This window comes from Azospirillum sp. TSH20, assembly GCF_003115935.1.
Lineage (GTDB): Bacteria > Pseudomonadota > Alphaproteobacteria > Azospirillales > Azospirillaceae > Azospirillum.
In genome coordinates this window covers 223674-240175 of record NZ_LGQU01000022.1, presented here as the reverse complement: position 1 = coordinate 240175, position 16502 = coordinate 223674, and the positions used below count along the sequence as shown (strand labels likewise).

The 16502-nt window shown below is 68.7% G+C and carries 13 protein-coding genes; 5 read left to right on the top strand and 8 right to left on the bottom strand.

Annotation, left to right across the window (positions count from 1 at the left end; genetic code table 11):
• Positions 1 to 9: 9 nt before the first annotated feature.
• The 3 genes from TSH20_RS06515 (at position 10) to guaB (ending at position 3424) form a co-directional block, all read left to right on the top strand.
• Positions 10 to 1020, top strand: a complete 1011-nt coding sequence (locus tag TSH20_RS06515; RefSeq protein WP_247871184.1) for a Ppx/GppA phosphatase family protein — start codon at positions 10 to 12, stop codon at positions 1018 to 1020.
• A gap of 85 nt (positions 1021 to 1105) precedes the next feature.
• Positions 1106 to 1813, top strand: coding sequence for an RlmE family RNA methyltransferase (locus tag TSH20_RS06510; protein WP_109073956.1), 708 nt, complete (start codon positions 1106 to 1108; stop codon positions 1811 to 1813).
• A 132-nt stretch (positions 1814 to 1945) separates the two neighbouring features.
• Positions 1946 to 3424: an IMP dehydrogenase gene (guaB, locus tag TSH20_RS06505; RefSeq protein WP_109073955.1), complete on the top strand. Its 1479-nt coding sequence runs from the start codon at positions 1946 to 1948 to the stop codon at positions 3422 to 3424.
• Between the two features lie 145 nt (positions 3425 to 3569).
• Here guaB and TSH20_RS06495 read toward each other — a convergent pair whose 3' ends face one another.
• The gene (locus TSH20_RS06495; RefSeq protein ID WP_109073954.1) at positions 3570 to 4088 is read right to left on the bottom strand and encodes a hypothetical protein; all 519 of its coding nucleotides are present in this window, start codon (positions 4086 to 4088) and stop codon (positions 3570 to 3572) included.
• A gap of 121 nt (positions 4089 to 4209) precedes the next feature.
• Between TSH20_RS06495 and ligA the strand changes: the two genes are divergently transcribed.
• A complete protein-coding gene (ligA, locus tag TSH20_RS06490; RefSeq protein WP_109073953.1) occupies positions 4210 to 6591 on the top strand; it encodes an NAD-dependent DNA ligase LigA in 2382 nt (793 codons plus the stop codon).
• A 217-nt stretch (positions 6592 to 6808) separates the two neighbouring features.
• Positions 6809 to 7228: a bacteriohemerythrin gene (locus TSH20_RS06485; protein ID WP_109073952.1), complete on the top strand. Its 420-nt coding sequence runs from the start codon at positions 6809 to 6811 to the stop codon at positions 7226 to 7228.
• Between the two features lie 241 nt (positions 7229 to 7469).
• Here the strand turns inward: TSH20_RS06485 and lpxC are convergent, their stop codons facing one another.
• The 7 genes from lpxC to murC form a co-directional block, all read right to left on the bottom strand.
• Positions 7470 to 8405 (bottom strand): UDP-3-O-acyl-N-acetylglucosamine deacetylase, encoded by a 936-nt coding sequence (gene lpxC / locus TSH20_RS06480; RefSeq protein ID WP_109073951.1) that lies wholly within the window; start codon positions 8403 to 8405, stop codon positions 7470 to 7472.
• Positions 8406 to 8810: 405 nt separating this feature from the next.
• Positions 8811 to 10745, bottom strand: coding sequence for a cell division protein FtsZ (ftsZ, locus tag TSH20_RS06475; protein ID WP_109073950.1), 1935 nt, complete (start codon positions 10743 to 10745; stop codon positions 8811 to 8813).
• A gap of 125 nt (positions 10746 to 10870) precedes the next feature.
• On the bottom strand, positions 10871 to 12145 hold the full coding sequence (gene ftsA / locus TSH20_RS06470; RefSeq protein ID WP_109074075.1) for a cell division protein FtsA: 1275 nt from the start codon (positions 12143 to 12145) through the stop codon (positions 10871 to 10873).
• Between the two features lie 85 nt (positions 12146 to 12230).
• Positions 12231 to 13193, bottom strand: coding sequence for a cell division protein FtsQ/DivIB (locus TSH20_RS06465; protein WP_109073949.1), 963 nt, complete (start codon positions 13191 to 13193; stop codon positions 12231 to 12233).
• A complete protein-coding gene (locus TSH20_RS06460) occupies positions 13178 to 14125 on the bottom strand; it encodes a D-alanine--D-alanine ligase (protein WP_109073948.1) in 948 nt (315 codons plus the stop codon). The genes TSH20_RS06465 and TSH20_RS06460 overlap by 16 nt, the downstream gene beginning before the upstream one ends.
• Positions 14122 to 15084, bottom strand: a complete 963-nt coding sequence (gene murB / locus TSH20_RS06455) for a UDP-N-acetylmuramate dehydrogenase (protein WP_109073947.1) — start codon at positions 15082 to 15084, stop codon at positions 14122 to 14124. Before murB ends, TSH20_RS06460 begins: the two co-directional genes overlap by 4 nt.
• Positions 15081 to 16499: a UDP-N-acetylmuramate--L-alanine ligase gene (murC, locus tag TSH20_RS06450; RefSeq protein WP_109073946.1), complete on the bottom strand. Its 1419-nt coding sequence runs from the start codon at positions 16497 to 16499 to the stop codon at positions 15081 to 15083. Before murC ends, murB begins: the two co-directional genes overlap by 4 nt.
• Positions 16500 to 16502 lie beyond the last annotated feature (3 nt).

Below are 16502 nucleotides of genomic sequence, written 5' to 3'. Positions count from 1 at the left end.
GATCTACAGGTGCAAAGCGAACGGCAGAACGACACCGGACGGTTGCGTTCGTCGGCGCTGGTGCGCCCGGTCTTCGCCGCGCTGGACCTCGGCACCAACAATTGCCGCCTGCTGATCGCCAAATCGGCGCCGGGTGGCTTCCGCGTCATCGACGCCTTTTCCCGCATCGTCCGATTGGGCGAGGGGCTGAGCCGCAACGACCACCTGTCGGAGCCGGCGATGGAACGCACCATTGCGGCGCTTCGCGTCTGCGGCTCAAAGATCGAGCGCCGGGGCGTGACCGCCGTGCGCGCGGTCGGGACCGAGGCCTGCCGCCGCGCCGCCAACGGCGCCGCCTTCGTCGAGGCGGTGGAGCGCGAGACCGGCATCCCGCTCGAAATCATCTCCAGCCAGGAGGAAGGGCGGCTGGCGCTGGCCGGCTGCGCCGCGCTGCTGGAGCCGACCCATCCCTATGCCATCGTCTTCGACATCGGCGGCGGCTCCACCGAGCTGATGTGGCTGCAGGTGGAGAAGGGCAGGGCGCCGCGCCTGCTCGACCAGACCTCGATCCGCTGCGGGGTCATCGGGCTGACCGAGGAATATGGCGGCCCCGACGTCACCCGCGCCAACTACACCCAGATGGTGGAGGCGGTGGCCGACGCCATCGCCCCGTTCGAGGCGCGCAACCGCATCCAGAGCCGCATCGCCGCCGGCAAGGTGCAGATGCTCGGCACTTCCGGCACGGTGACGACGCTGGCCGGCGTGCATCTGGGGCTCTGCCGTTATGACCGGCGGGCGGTGGACGGCAGCTATCTGCGGGTGGACCATGCCCGCGCGGTGATCGACCATCTGGTCGCCCAGGATTTCGACGGCCGCGCCCGCCATCCCTGCATCGGCCAGGACCGCGCCGATCTGGTGGTCGCCGGCTGCGCCGTTCTGGACGCGCTGTGCGACGTCTGGCCGGTGGAACGGCTGCGCATCGCCGACCGCGGATTGCGCGAAGGAATTCTGGTGGACCTGATCGGGGCCGCCGGCGAATAAACCGGTCGATGCGACCGGATAGATGATCGGACAGGAGGGGAAAGGCTCCCCGCCTGCGCCGGATGACCGAGGAACTGCAGCGATCATGACCGAAAAGACTCCGTCGACGCGCCCGGGCGGGCGCCGTGCCACGGTCCGTGTGAAGACCGCCGGCAAGCGCACGGAATCCTCCAAGCGCTGGCTGGAGCGCCACCTGAACGACCCCTATGTGGCCGAGGCGACCAAGCGCGGCTACCGCTCGCGCGCCGCCTTCAAGCTGCTGCAGCTGGACGAGAAGTTCCGCCTGCTCGGCCCCGGCAAGCGCGTGGTCGATCTCGGCGCCGCCCCCGGCGGCTGGACGCAGATCGCGGTGGAGAAGGTGCAGACCGCCAAGGACGGCTGGAAGGTCGTCGGGCTGGACATCCTGCCGATGGACCCGGTCCCCGGCGCCACCACCATGCAGGCCGACTTCCTGGAGGAAGGCGCCGCCGAGGCGTTGAAGGAGGCGCTGGGCGGCCCGGCCGATCTGGTGTTGAGCGACATGGCCGCCCCCACCACCGGGCACCAGCAGACCGACCATCTGCGCATCATGGGTCTGGCCGAGGCGGCTTACGATTTCGCCGAGGAGGTGCTGGCCCCCGGCGGCGCCTTCGTCGCCAAGCTGTTCCAGGGCGGGGCGGAGCGCTCGCTGCTCGACCGGCTGCGGCGCGACTTCGCCGTGGTCAAGCATGCCAAGCCGCCGGCCAGCCGCGCGGAGTCGTCCGAGACCTATGTCGTCGCCACCGGCTTCCGCGGCGGCAAGGCCGAGGACTGAACCATTTCACCCTCCCGAAGCGGGAGGGGACCTCTTTTCGCACTTGCATGACAGATGCTGTGTGCGCACGGGTTCACAAGCCCATGGTCTTGTGTATAAGTGCGCCACGTTTATCTTCCGGGAGATTCACACATGGCGCGCGACACCAAAATCCGCGAAGCCCTGACCTTCGACGACGTGCTGCTGGTTCCGGCCGAAAGCTCGGTCCTGCCGAACGACGTGGACACCCGGACAAGATTGACGAAGACCATCGAGCTGGGCATCCCGCTGATGTCCTCGGCGATGGACACGGTGACCGAGAGCCGCCTCGCCATCGCCATGGCCCAGGCCGGCGGCATCGGCGTCGTCCACCGCAACCTGAGCATCGAGCAGCAGGCCGAAGAGGTCCGCAAGGTCAAGCGGTTCGAGTCGGGCATGGTCGTCAACCCGATCACCATCACGCCGAACGCCACGCTCGCCGACGCGCTGCAGCTGATGGCCGACTACCGCATTTCCGGCATCCCGGTGGTGGAAAGCCGTGATCAGCTCGGCAGCGGCAAGCTGGTCGGCATGCTGACCAACCGTGACGTCCGCTTCGCCACCGATCCCAAGCAGCCGGTCAGCGAGCTGATGACCAAGGAGCTGGTGACCGTCCGCGAGGGCGTCAGCCAGGAGGAAGGCAAGCGCCTGCTCCACCAGCACCGCATCGAGAAGCTGCTGGTCGTCGACGAGGATTACCGCTGCATCGGCCTCGTCACCGTGAAGGACATCGAGAAAGCGCAGGCCTATCCGAACGCCTGCAAGGACGGCAAGGGCCGCCTGCGCGTCGCCGCCGCCACCGGGACCGGCAATGACGGTCTGGCCCGTGCGGAGGCCCTGTTCGACGCCGGCGTCGACGTGCTGGTGGTCGACACCGCGCACGGCCACTCCGCCAAGGTGCTGGAGCAGGTCCGCGCCGCCCGCGCCATGTCCAGCTACACCCAGGTCATCGCCGGCAACGTCGCCACCGCGGAAGCGGCCAAGGCGCTGATCGACGCCGGTGTGGACGCCGTCAAGGTCGGCATCGGTCCGGGCTCCATCTGCACCACCCGCATCATCGCCGGTGTCGGCGTGCCGCAGCTGACCGCGGTCATGGATGTGGTGGACGAGTGCGAGAAGCACGGCATCCCGGTGATCGCCGACGGCGGCATCAAGTATTCGGGCGATCTGGCCAAGGCCATTGCCGGCGGCGCCAGCGTCGCCATGCTGGGCAGCCTGTTCGCCGGCACCGACGAGAGCCCGGGCGAGGTCATCCTGTTCCAGGGCCGCTCCTACAAGAGCTATCGCGGCATGGGCTCGGTCGGCGCCATGGCGCGCGGCTCGGCGGATCGTTACTTCCAGCAGGAAGTGTCGACCATGAAGCTGGTGCCGGAAGGCGTCGAAGGCCGCGTTCCCTACAAGGGTCCGGTGTCGGCGGTCATCCACCAGCTGGTCGGCGGCCTGCGCGCGGCCATGGGCTACACCGGCAGCGCCTCCATCGCCGAGATGCGCGAGAAGTGCCAGTTCGTCCGCATCACCAACGCGGGCCTGCGCGAGAGCCACGTCCACGACATCACCATCACCAACGAGTCGCCGAACTACCGGCAGGGGTGACGTGAGGTTGGGGGCGTTCGTGAATAGTCGTCTTCGATTGCCCCCACCTTAATCCTCCCCCGCTGGGCGGGGGAGGAGACAAGTGCTTGTTTAGGAAGATAGCGGCAGTCCCTCCCCCGCCCAGCGGGGGAGGATAGGTGGGGGGCTAGCTTGCCACCAGCTTCCAAGGCTGCCAGCCGCCCAGCCGCACGCCGACGGCGAGGCTGGTGAAGGGTATCCGCAGTTCGATATCTCGCGGCTGGAAGAAGGTCAGCCGTTCCGGCTCGCCCTTCTCGTCGAACTCCAGCCGGGCGCCCTTGGGCTCGGGCGCGTATTCGTCGCTCATCACCTGCCAGATTTCCAGGTCGCTGCCGTGGTTGGTGATCTTGTACTGGCCGCAGCGCCAAGTCGCCGATTCGCCGACGCTGCCCTCCACCACCTTCTTGTCGCCCTCCATCCGCACATCGCCGATCCCGGCGGCCTCGCCCTTCATCGACGGCCCCTGCCGCTCGGCGCGGAAGCCCAACCGCAGCCATGCTGAGCGGCTGTGCGGGATCAGCCGGCGCACGGTGCGCGCGTCCTCGGCCGCGAAATGGTCGGGGTCGTCGTAGAGGATGCGGTCCAGCGCGGCGGCGACGATCATGCGGTCGTCGATGCGCAGGTCCGGCAGATAGGCTTTGCTCATCAGGCCAGCGGACTCCGAAGGGTGTGTCAGCCAGTATATAGGGACTTGCCCTCGCAGTCGCCCGATGCGCTATCCTGCGCGGCCCTTCTTCGGAAGCTCCCGATTCGTCATGAGACGCGCCATGCAGGACCTGTTCGACACGCCGCCCGATCCCCGCAGCATCGCCGTCGATGCCCTGGCGCCGGACCAGGCCGCGGCGGAGCTGGCGGCGCTGGCCGCCGAGATCGCCCATCATGACCGGCTCTATCACCAGCAGGACCAGCCGGAGATCTCCGACGCCGACTATGACGCGCTGGTCCGCCGCAACCTCGCCGTCGAAGCGCGTTTTCCAGACTTGCGGCGTGCCGATTCGCCCAGCCTGCGGGTCGGCGCCGCTCCGGCCGCCGGCTTCGGCAAGGTCCGTCACGCCGTCCCGATGCTGTCGCTGGGAAACGCCTTCGCGCCGGAGGATGTGGCAGAGTTCGACGCCCGCGTCCGCCGCTTCCTCGGTCTGTCCGACGATGCGCCGCTGACCTTTGTCGCGGAACCGAAGATCGACGGGCTGTCCTGCTCGCTGCGCTACGAGAGGGGCGAACTGGTGCTGGCCGCCACCCGCGGCGACGGGGCGGAGGGCGAGAACGTCACCGCCAACGTCCGCACCATCCGCGACGTGCCGCACCGCCTGCCGGCTCCCTTTCCGGAAGTCCTGGAGGTCCGCGGCGAGGTCTATATGAACCGCGACGACTTCCTGGCGATGAACGCCGCCCGTGCGGAGAAGGGCGAGCAGCTGTTCGCCAACCCGCGCAATGCGGCGGCCGGCAGCCTGCGCCAGCTCGATCCCTCCATCACCGCCGCCCGGCCGCTCTGCTTCTTCGGCTATGCGCTGGGCGAGGTGTCGGAACCGATCGCAGAGACGCAATGGGGTATCCGCGAGCGGCTGAAGGGCTGGGGCTTCCAACTGAACCGGCCGGCGGAGCTGTGCGACGGCAAGGACAAGCTGCTGGCCTATTACGAGGGCATCGGCCGGCGTCGTGCTGGCCTTCCCTTTGATATCGACGGCGTCGTCTACAAGGTCGACAGCCTGGAACTCCAGCAGCGGCTTGGCTTCGTCAGCCGGGCGCCGCGCTGGGCAATCGCCCACAAATTCCCGGCCGAACAGGCGCAGACCCGGCTTAAAGACATCACCATCCAGGTCGGCCGCACCGGTGCGCTGACCCCGGTGGCGGAACTGGAGGACATCACCGTCGGCGGCGTCGTCGTCAGCCGCGCCACCCTGCACAACGAGGACGAGATCGCCCGCAAGGACATCCGCGTCGGCGACCTCGTGGTGGTCCAACGCGCCGGCGACGTCATTCCGCAGGTGGTGGAGGTGGTGCTGTCCCAGCGCCCCGCCGACTCCATCCCCTATGTTGCACCGGAGACCTGCCCGGTCTGCGGCAGCCTCGCCATCCGCGAGGCCGGCGAGGTGGTGCGGCGCTGCACCGGCGGCCTGATCTGTGCGGCCCAGGCGAAGGAACGACTCCGCCATTTCGTCTCGCGCGACGCATTCGACATCGAAGGGCTGGGCGAGAAGATCATCGAGGAGTTCTGGGACGAGGGCTTCATCAAGTCCCCGGTTGACATCTTCACCCTGGAGGGCCGTGTCGAACTGATCGGCCGGCCGGGCTGGAAGGAGAAGTCGGTCCAGAACCTGTTCAAGGCGATCGAGCAGCGCCGCAGCGGCATCGACCTGCACCGGGTGATCTACGCGCTCGGCATCCGCCATGTCGGCGAGGTGACGGCCAAGTCGCTGGCCCGCCAGTACAAGACCATGCAGGGCTGGGTCGACGGCATGCTGGCGGCGGAACGGGCAATGCCGGGCCAGGACTGGCGCGACCTGCATGAGCTGAAGGGTGTCGGCCGTGCCACCGCCGACGCCATCATCGGCTGGTTCGCCGATCCGGAGTGTGGGGCGAAGCTGGATTTCTATGCTGGCAAAGATGGGGCCGGCAACGATGCGCTTCGTCTGGAGACCATCATCGCCTCGCTCGGGATCAAGGGCGTCAAGAAGCCGGCGGCCCAGGCGCTGGCCGAACGCTATGGCACCTTGGCCGAGTGGCGGGCGGCAATGGAGCGCGCGGCCGGGCAGGCGCCGGGTCAGCCCTGGCTCGATCTGGTCGCCACCCCGGATGTCGGCGAGGTCGCGGCGGAGGAACTGGCCGGCTTCTTCGCCGAGGAGCGCAACCTCGCCATCGTCCACGGCCTGATGGAGAGGCTGACCGTTCTGGAGGCCGAGGTGCCGAAGGCCAGCAACTCCCCCATCGCCGGCAAGACGGTGGTCTTCACCGGCACGCTTGAGCGGATGACCCGGTCGGAGGCGAAGGCGCGCGCCGAGTCGCTGGGCGCCAAGGTGGCGGGCTCCGTCTCCGGCAAGACCGACTATCTGGTCGCCGGAGCCGATGCCGGCAGCAAGGCGGCCAAGGCCAAGGAACTGGGCGTCGAGATCCTGACCGAGGACGAATGGCTGGCCAGGATCGGCGGCTGACCTGATCCCGAATCCCGCGTTCGCCAAAATGTCGCATCCCCGTTCGGTCGGATTGACGGACGGGGATGGGGGGAGTGAAATCAGACAACGCTTATAGGAAAAGCGAAACCATGCCGGGCAGGCGGCCCGCTCCTCCAGCGGAGGGCGGTGCCGACGGGCGGTCAACGCCCGCACCCGCCCACCCGGTGCCGAGCAAACGGGGGACGAAGGAAACGCCATGGAGCCAATTCAGTGGTCGCGCTGGATGAGCGTGGGCAACGACGCGCTGGACGAGGATCACCGCGTCCTGATCGCCATCGTCAACAAGCTGTATGATGAGGCCAATCGCCAGGACCCCGCCCTCATCGAAGGCATCCTCAACGAACTGATCGCCTACACCCGCCATCATTTCGCGGAGGAGGAGGCGCAGATGGAGCGGCTGAACTATCCGACCTTCGCCGCGCACAAGGCCCTGCACGACCGGCTGACCCAACAGGTCGAAAGCTACCGCGACGATTTCCGCGCCGATGGCGGCCGGATCAGTGGCGAGGAGGTGTTCCTGTTCTGCTCCGACTGGCTCGGCAAGCACATCCTGAAGGAAGACATCCGCTTCGGCGAGTATGCCGGCAATGAGGCGGAGATGGCGGTGGCGGAGTAGGGGAGGCTGGTCCGTCTCCCACCCGCCTAAAGTTTCGCATAAAGAAAATTACCTAAAATACTGAAACAACTCACAAACCTGCAAGCTATCCAAATTTGCGCGCGGCGCCCGCTCCGAGAGGGGAGGGCGCTATTCTTTTGCGTGACTCACCATGTCGGCAGGGGAGGGGAGTTGCGCGCAAAGAAAAAGCCCTCCCCGGTGGGGGAGGGCAGGGGCAGACATTCAGGAAAGACGGTGGCGATCAGGCGACCGCCAGTTGCTCCAGGCCGCGGCGCGCGACCGGCAGCGACACCGCCGTCTCGTAACGCCAGGCGCTGCGGTCGGCGAACAGAGCGCGCAGCAGCTGGTTGTTCAGCGCGTGGCCGGAGCGCACGCCGTGGAAATGACCGACGATCGGCGCGCCGGCCAGATACAGGTCGCCGACGGCGTCCAGGATCTTGTGGCGGACGAACTCGTCCTTGAAGCGCAGGCCCTCGGCGTTCATCACCGTGTCACCGGAGATGACCACCGCGTTGTCCAGCGAGCCGCCGCGGGCGAGGCCCATCTTGCGCAGCCCCTCGACCTCATGCAGGAAGCCGAAGGTGCGGGCGCGGCTGATCTCGTCCTTGAAGCTGTCCGGGTCGATCTCCAGCGCGCGGGCCTGACGGGAGATGGCGGCGCTGTCGAAGTCGATCTCGAAGCTGTAGCTGGTGGCGTCGTCCGGGGTGAAGGACGCGCTCTTGACGCCGTCGCCGATGACGACCGGCTTCAGGATGCGGATGATGCGGCGGGGCGACTTCTGCACGGCGATGCCGGCCTGCTCGATGGCGGCGACGAAGGGGGCGGCGCTGCCGTCCATGATCGGCACCTCGATGCCGTCCAGCGACACGATGGCGTTGTCGATGCCGCAGCCGGCCAGCGCCGACATCAGATGCTCGATCGTGCCGACGGTGGTGCCGTGATCGTTGCCGATCACGGTGCACAGGCGGGTGTCGACCACAGTGTCCCAGCGCGCCGGAATGACGGCGGCCGCACCGCGCAGATCGGTGCGCAGGAAGGTGATCCCGGAATTCGCATCGGCCGGCGAAATCGTCAGCGTGACGATGACGCCCGAATGCAGCCCGACGCCGGCGATGGTCACCGACTTCTTCAGGGTCTGCTGGAACATGCCGTCCGCGTTGCTGCGATTGTTGGCCACGATGTCTTTTCCATCTTGGTCGTGAAGGAGAGGTTCCCAGCAACGCCGCGCCGCAAGATCTTGGAAGATCATCACGTCGGCGGCGTTCGCTTTCGACCATGCTGATAGGTAACACTCGAGCTTGGAAATCGGCAAATCACTCATTGTTACCGTTTGTTGCAGGGCAAAAGTGGTGCGCAATACAAGCAATCAGCTTAGCCATGCATAAAAGAGGCAACAAAAAATCCCCGGAGACGCACGAGGGCGCCACCGGGGTCCGAAAGGTTCGGTCAGGTTGTGGAGCCGCCGGCGCCGCGATTAGGAGGCTGCGGCGACGGCGGTTATCTCCGGCTTTCGCCGGGATCGGCCGGCCGCCGGAAAGGGTCCGGCGGCCAAGGTGGGTTCACGTCCGGGCGGTCCGTCCGCTCAGTTCGCCTGACGGCGCAGGAAGGCCGGAATGTCCAGTTCCTCCTGCTCGCCCGGCTTGGCATCCACCCGCGGGGCGGGAGCCTGCGGCTGCGGAGCGGCCGGATAGCCCGGAGCCTGCTGCGGAGCGCTCTGCTGCGGCGGGTAGACCGGCTGCTGCTGCGGGGTCGCGGGATACTGGCCCGCCGGGTAGCCCTGGTGGGGAGCCTGCGGCTGCTGCGGATAGGCCGGCTGCTGCTGCGGATAGCTCTGGGGCTGATAGGCCTGCGGAGCCTGCTGCGGCTGGTAAGCCTGGGGGGCCGGCTGATGCACGGGCTGGGGCGCCGGCGGGTGCGCCGGTTCGGACTTGCGGCCGAGGCCGGTCACCAGACCGAACAGGAAGTTGCCCTTGCGGGCCGGCGCCGGTTCCGGCGCGGGGGCCGGGGCCGGACCGACGGACAGGCCGCCGGGGTGCTGCTGATGGCCCTGCGGGGCATGGTGGTGCTGCGGAGCGGCCATCGGCGCCTGCTGCTGCGGCTGATGCTGCTGCGGCTGCTGGTGACCCTGCATCTGCGGCGCCTGGGGGGCGTGCTGCTGGGGAGCCGGCTGCTGCGGGGTCGACAGCGGGGCGGCACCGACGGTCACCGGCTGGCGCGGACCGGCATCGGCCGGCTTGGGCGCGAAGAAGTGGCCGCCCTGGTTCTCGCCATGCAGCGGACCGGCCGACGGCTTCGGCGCCTCCGCATGCTGCTGGGCGGCCTGCGGGTGGGCCGGCTGCTGCTGGGCCGGGTCGTGCTGGATGGCGGCGGCACCGGCGGTGACCGGCTGCGGCGTGCGCAGACCGGCTGCGGCGCTGGGGATGGCCGAGGCCTGGGCGGCGGCCGGAGCCGGGGCGCCGGTCAGGTTGCCGGGAGCGGCCGGCTTCTTGGCGCGGTCGCCGGGGACCAGCGACAGGTTGACCGGATGCAGGGTGCGCGGGTTGCTCATCGCCGCGGCGTCGATGCCGGTGGCGACGACCGACACGCGCATCACGCCGTCCAGCGAGCTGTCGAAGGTCGAGCCGAAGATGATGTTGGCGTCGGGATCGACCTCGTCACGGACGCGGTTGGCCGCCTCGTCGACCTCGAACAGGGTCATGTCGTAGCCGCCGGTGATGTTGATGAGGACGCCGCGGGCACCCTTCATCGACACGTCGTCCAGCAGCGGGTTGGAGATGGCGGCCTCGGCGGCCTCGATGGCGCGGCGCTCGCCGCCGGCCTCGCCGGTGCCCATCATCGCCTTGCCCATCTCGGTCATGACGGACCGGATGTCGGCGAAATCCAGGTTGATCAGGCCGGGCATCACCATCAGGTCGGTGACGCCGCGCACGCCCGAGTGCAGAACGTCGTCGGCCATCTTGAAGGCATCCGCGAAGGTCGTCTTCTCGTTGGCGATGCGGAACAGGTTCTGGTTCGGGATGATGATGAGGGTGTCGACATACTGCTGCAGTTCGGCGATGCCGCCTTCCGCCAGCCGCATGCGATGGCCGCCCTCGAAATGGAAGGGCTTGGTGACGACGCCGACGGTCAGGATGCCGCGCTCGCGGGCCGCGCGCGCGATGACCGGTGCCGCACCGGTGCCGGTGCCGCCGCCCATGCCGGCGGTGATGAACACCATGTTGGAGCCTTCGAGATACTGGACGATCTCGTCGATCTGCTCCTCGGCCGACGCGCGGCCGACATCCGGCTTGGAGCCGGCGCCCAGGCCGCGGGTGGTGCCCGTGCCGAGCTGGATGCGCTTTTCGCACAAGGAACCCTTCAGCGCCTGCGCGTCGGTGTTGCCGACGACGAAGTCAACGCCTTCCAGGTTCGACTTGATCATGTTGTTGACGGCATTGCCGCCGGCGCCGCCGACGCCGAACACGGTGATGCGCGGCTTCAACTCGGGCTCGATCTGGGGGATGGTCACGTTGATCATTCTATTCAGGCCTCCACAACCTGTTTTCGTTGGGTTTGATGTTTGATATGCCGCGACCGGCGCCCGGTTGTGTCCGGTGTCTGTCCGATCGGGAATCGGTGAATGGCGGCGGCGGGGAGAGTCATCTACAGATTCTCCCGCAGCCACAGGCCGACGCGGCCGAGGAGCCCGGTTGACGCGACCGCCTCTTGGCCGGTCACCATCAGCTCCGTCGGATTGCGGACGGCATGTAGGAGAAGGCCCGCCACCGTCGAGAAGGCCGGTCCGCCATGCGCCTCGTTGAGGCCGGCGATCCGGGTGGGACGGGCGATGCGGACCTGTTTGTCCAGGATGGGGGCGGCCATGTCGCGCGTGTTGGGCAGCTGGCTGGCGCCGCCGGTCAGCACCACGCGCCGGCCGACCAGCTTGGAATGGCCCGACTGCTCGATGGCGCTGCGCACCTCTTCGAAAATCTCTTCCATCCGCGCCTGGATGATGCTGACCAGGAAGGAGCGCGGGTGGCTGGCGGTGCCGCTGCCGCTGCGCTCGTCCTCGCCGATCTGCGGCACCTCGATCATCTCGCGCTCGTCGGCCGGGTTCACCCGGGCGCTGCCGTAGAGCACTTTCAGCCGTTCGGCATGGGACAGCGGCGTGGTCAAACCGTGGGCGATGTCGTTGGTGACGTGGCGTCCGCCGAGCGGCACGAAGCCGGTCCACACCAGATTGCCCTCGGCGAAGATCGAGATGGTGGTGCCGCCGCCGCCGATGTCGACGCAGGCGGCGCCCATCTCCATCTCGTCCTCCACCAGACAGGCGAGGCCGGAGGCGAAGGGGCTGACCACGACGGATTCGACATGCAGATGGCAGCGCCCGACGCAGGCGCCCAGCGTGAGAATGGCGCCCTTGGCCGCCGTGACCACATGCAGCTGGGTGCCCAGCGTATGGCCGCTCATCCCCTTGGGATCACGGATGCCGCGGATGCCGTCCAGGGTGAAGCTCAGCGGGATGGTGTGGATCAGCGCCTGATCGGGGCCGGCCTGCAGGGTGCGGGCATGGGCCATGGCGCGGCGGATGTCGCCCTCCGTCACCTCCTGGCCGGAAACCGGGACGGTGGCGGTGAAGGCGTGGGAGCGGGGGTTGCCCATCGACAGGTTGATGACGACGTCGTGCACCGTCTCGCCGGCCATCTGTTCGGCGGCATGCACGGCGGCGCCGATCGAGGTCTCCGCCGCCTCCATGTCGATGATGGTCCCGGCGCGGATGCCCGTGGCGATCTGGTGGCCGACGCCGATCACGCGGAGGGAGCCGGGCTCCTCCATCCGCGCGATGACGCAGCACACCTTCGTCGAGCCGACGTCCAGCGCCGTGACGATCCCGCCACGGGCCGGCCGCTTCGGCTTCTTGGCACCGTTGAATCCCATCCCGAACATGCCCCCCAAGACTTCCCTTCAACTCTTGTCTGCCGGCGATAAGCGCTTCCCCACAAGAGCCTGCCGCCGATCGGCCTTATGATTTCTTGCCGTTCTTCTTCTTCGTATCGTCGTCCCAGCCCGGAAGCTGGGCGGTGGACGACGTCTGGATCGCGGCGCGGTCCTGCAGGCGCATGTCGATGGCGACGATGTCGCGGTCCAGCACCCGGCTGGCCGTCTGCATCTGTTCCAGCTGGCGCAGGGCGCGGCGCATGTCGGCGGTGCCTTCCGGCAGCTTCACCGTCACGCCGTTGCTGAGCTGCAGGTTCCAGCGGCGGTCGCTGATCCAGCTGGCCGAGGACAGCATCGGTGCGATGGTCGGCGCACCATCCAGCGCCGACAGCAGGGTGTGGACCTGCTGCGGAGCATTGGCGCCGATCACCTGCGGCAGCGTCTCGATCCGCTGGTTGCCGCGGCGCGCCAGTTCCGCCGCGTCGGCCAGCGGGCGGCCGGCGCGGTCGATGACGGTGAACTGGCGGTCATGCTGCCAGATCGCCATCGGCTGGCGTTCGGAAAGCTGGATATAGAGGAAGCCGGGCAGCCGCCGCTCGATGGAGGCCGAAGACACCCAGGGCAGCTCCTCCAGCCGCTGCTTGGCGTCGGCCAGATCGATCGACAGGATCGGCTCGCCCCGGCGCACGCCCAGCGCGTCGAGCACGGCGTCGCGCTCCGTCTCGCTGCGGCCGACAACCAGGATCTCCGACAGGCGGAAGCCCAGGTCGCCGGTCAGCCGGATGACGCTGTCCTGCGCCGCCTCCAGCGTGTCGGCCAGGGTGCCGCGCTTCCAGGCGGAGCCGGCGGCGGCGGTCAGCCCCAGCACCGGCACCAGCAGCAGCGCCGCCTTGACGGCGGAGCGGGTCCAGCGCGGCCAGGCGCGGCGCCGCTTGCCTTTCTGCGCCGACGCGGCCATGGCGCGCGGCGGGGTCGGCATCTCGTCCCGGGCGCGCGCACCGGCGGCGGCGGCGCGAAAATCCGGGTCGGCCATCAGGCGAGCTGACATGCGGCGTTCTCCACGAGCCAGCCGACCAGCGCGCCGTAGGTGATCCCCACATGCGCGGCCTGTTCGGGCACCAGCGACAGGGGCGTCATGCCCGGCTGGTTGTTGATCTCCAGGAAGTACAGACCGTCCGTTCCCGGCCGGCTGTCATCCCAGCGGAAGTCGCTACGCGACACGCCCCGGCAGCCCAGGGTGTGGTGCGCAAGCACCGCCAGCCGCTTCGCTTCTTCCGCCACCGCCTCGGGAACCGCGGCGGGGATGGTGTGGACGGCGTGGCCGGCGCTGTATTTCGCGGTGTAGTCGTAGACCTGAGCCTGAAAGACGATCTCGGTCACCGCCAAAGCGCGGTCACCCATGACGCCCACGGTCAGCTCGCGACCGGGGATGAACTCCTCGATCAGCGCGCGCTCGCCAAAGGTCCACGCATCGCCGACCGGGCTGTTCTGCCCCTCGCGGACCAGGGTTACGCCAACGGTCGAGCCTTCGTCCACAGGCTTGACGATATAGGGCGCCGGCATGGGGTGGGTACCGCCGGTGATTTCCCCGCGGGACAGCACCATGCCTTTGGGGGAGCGGATGCCGACGGTGTCCAGCACCCGCTTGGTCATCGCCTTGTCCATGGCGATGGCCGCGGCCTGGACGCCCGAATGGGTGTAGGGCAGGCCGAGGAACTCCAGCACGCCCTGGATGGTCCCGTCCTCGCCGCCGCGGCCGTGCAGGGCGTTGAACACCACGTCGGGGCGCGGGTTGCTCAGGGCGTTCATCAGCCCGCCCAGGTCGCGCTGCACGTCGACGGCGGTGACGCGGTAGCCTTCCTCCTCCAGCGCCTTGGCGACGCCGGCCCCGCTGACCAGCGACACCTCGCGCTCGGCCGACCAGCCGCCCATCAGGACGGCGACATGCTTCTTGTGGGCGTGGAGCAGGGCTTCGGTCATTGGGCGGCTCCTTCGGCGGCGGGAACGCCGATGCGCTTGATTTCCCACTCCAGCGTGACGCCGCTGGTCTCGAACACGCGGCGGCGGACCTCCTCGCCCAGCGCTTCCAGCTGGGCGGCGGTGGCCGTGCCGTTGTTGATCAGGAAGTTGCAGTGCTTTTCCGACACCTGGGCGTCGCCGATGGACAGGCCGCGGCAGCCGGCCTTGTCGATCAGCTCCCAGGCCTTGTGGCCGTCCGGATTCTTGAAGGTCGAACCGCCGGTGCGGGAGCGGACCGGCTGGCTGTCGGCGCGCTTGTCGGAGATTTCGGCCATGCGGCGCGCGATCTCCAGCGGATTGCCGGGCTCGCCGCACAGGACGGCGCCGGTGAAGATGCAGTCTTCCGGCGCGGCGCTGTGGCGGTAGGTGAAGCCCATGCCGGCATGGCTGAACTCCAGCCGCCGGCCGTCGCGCGCCACCGCGGTGGCCGAGACCAGCACGTCGGCCAGTTCGCGGCCATAGGCCCCGCCGTTCATGCGCAACGCGCCGCCGATGGTGCCGGGAATGCCGGAGAGGAACTCCAGCCCGGCGATCCCGGCGTCGCGGGCGACCATCGCGACATTGAGGTCGAGCGCCGCCGCACCGGCCGTCAGCGTCATCCCGTCTGCGGCGATGTCGGTGAAGCCGCGGCCGAGCCGGATGGTGACGCCCGGCACGCCGCCGTCCCGCACCAGCAGGTTGGAGGCGACGCCGATCACCGTCACCGGCACCTCGGCCGGCAGGGCGGCCAGGAAGTCGGCGAGGTCGTCGGCGTCGGCCGGGCGGAACATCACCTCGGCCGGGCCGCCGACGCGGAACCACGTCACCGGCGCCAGCGCAGCGTCGGCGGTCAGCCGGCCGCGCACGGCGGGCATCCGTGTCATCAGATGGCCGTTGGGCAGGTGGCCGTCTGCCGGGCTCATGCGGGGCGCTGCCGTCATCGCGTGGCGCCATAGAGGGCGGTCAGCTCGCCCGGCAGGGCGTTCGCCCACTGGGTGATGTTGCCGGCGCCCAGGCAGACGACGAAGTCGCCGGGCCGCGCCATCTCGCGCACGACCTGCGCCAGTTCCTGCTGGTTCTGCAGGGCCACGACATGGCGGTGGCCGTGCATGCGCAGGCCCTCCACCAGGCTGTCGCGGCTGACGCCCTCGATCGGCGTCTCACCGGCGGCATAGACGTCGGCGACGATCACGGCGTCGGCGTCGTTGAAGCAGGTGCAGAACTCCTCGAACAGGGCGGCGAGGCGGGAGTAGCGGTGCGGCTGGACCACGGCGATGGTGCGGCCGGTGCCGGCGGTGCGCGCGGCCTTCAGCACCGCGGCGATTTCCACCGGGTGGTGGCCGTAATCGTCGATGACGGTGATGCCGTTGGCCTCGCCGGTCTTGGTGAAGCGGCGCTTCACGCCCTGGAACTTGGCCATGCTGTCGCGCATCACCACGTCGGGCAGGCCCATCTCGTTGCCGACGGCGAAGCAGGCCAGCGAGTTCTGGACATTGTGCGGCCCGTACATCGGCAGGCGCACGCCGGCGATGGCGCGGCTCTCGCCGGTGTGGCGGTCGTAGATCAGCACGTCGTACTTGGCGCCGTCGGGACCCAGCTCCACGTTGACCGCGCGGATGTCGGCCTGCGGCGAGAAGCCGTAGGTGACGATGCGACGGTCCGACACGCGGGGGATCATCGCCTGCACCTCGGGATGGTCGATGCAGAGCGCGGCGAAGCCGTAGAAGGGGATGTTCTGGACGAAGCTGTCGAAGGCGGCCCGCGCGTTGTCGAAGGTGCCGTAGAAGTCCAGATGCTCCGGATCCATGTTGGTGACGACGGCGATGCAGGCCGGCAGCTTCACGAAGGTGCCGTCGCTCTCGTCCGCCTCGACCACCATCCAGTCGCCGGTGCCGAGCCGGGTGTTGGAGCCGTAGGCGTTGATGATGCCGCCGTTGATGACCGTGGGGTCGAGGTTGGCATGCTCCAGCATATGGCCGACCATCGAGGTCGTCGTGGTCTTGCCATGGGTGCCGCCGATGGCGATGGCCCATTTCAGGCGCATCAGCTCGCCCAGCATCTCGGCGCGGCGGACCACCGGCACCAGGGCGGCGCGGGCGGCCACCACCTCCGGATTGTCGCGCTTGACGGCGGAGGAGACGACGACCACGGCGGCGCCGGCGATGTTCTCGCCGCGATGGCCGACGAACACCTTGATGCCCAGCTCGCGCAGGCGCTTGACGTTGGCGTTCTCGGCGAGGTCGGAGCCCTGGACGGTATAGCCCAGGTTCCGCAGCACCTCGGCGATGCCGCTCATGCCGATGCCGCCGATGCCGACGAAGTGGATGGTGCCGATCGAGAGGGGGAGGGCGCGCATGTC

Excerpts from the sequence above, each read along its gene's own strand:
- ftsA (WP_109074075.1), bottom strand. The coding sequence starts at position 12,145 with ATGGGATTCAACGGTGCCAAGAAGCCGAAGCGGCCGGCCCGTGGCGGG.
- TSH20_RS06485 (WP_109073952.1), top strand. The coding sequence starts at position 6,809 with ATGGAGCCAATTCAGTGGTCGCGCTGGATGAGCGTGGGCAACGACGCG.
- murB (WP_109073947.1), bottom strand. The coding sequence starts at position 15,084 with ATGACGGCAGCGCCCCGCATGAGCCCGGCAGACGGCCACCTGCCCAAC.
- TSH20_RS06495 (WP_109073954.1), bottom strand. The coding sequence starts at position 4,088 with ATGAGCAAAGCCTATCTGCCGGACCTGCGCATCGACGACCGCATGATC.
- murC (WP_109073946.1), bottom strand. The coding sequence starts at position 16,499 with ATGCGCGCCCTCCCCCTCTCGATCGGCACCATCCACTTCGTCGGCATC.
- TSH20_RS06460 (WP_109073948.1), bottom strand. The coding sequence starts at position 14,125 with ATGACCGAAGCCCTGCTCCACGCCCACAAGAAGCATGTCGCCGTCCTG.
- ftsZ (WP_109073950.1), bottom strand. The coding sequence starts at position 10,745 with ATGATCAACGTGACCATCCCCCAGATCGAGCCCGAGTTGAAGCCGCGC.
- guaB (WP_109073955.1), top strand. The coding sequence starts at position 1,946 with ATGGCGCGCGACACCAAAATCCGCGAAGCCCTGACCTTCGACGACGTG.
- TSH20_RS06465 (WP_109073949.1), bottom strand. The coding sequence starts at position 13,193 with ATGTCAGCTCGCCTGATGGCCGACCCGGATTTTCGCGCCGCCGCCGCC.
- ligA (WP_109073953.1), top strand. The coding sequence starts at position 4,210 with ATGCAGGACCTGTTCGACACGCCGCCCGATCCCCGCAGCATCGCCGTC.
- TSH20_RS06510 (WP_109073956.1), top strand. The coding sequence starts at position 1,106 with ATGACCGAAAAGACTCCGTCGACGCGCCCGGGCGGGCGCCGTGCCACG.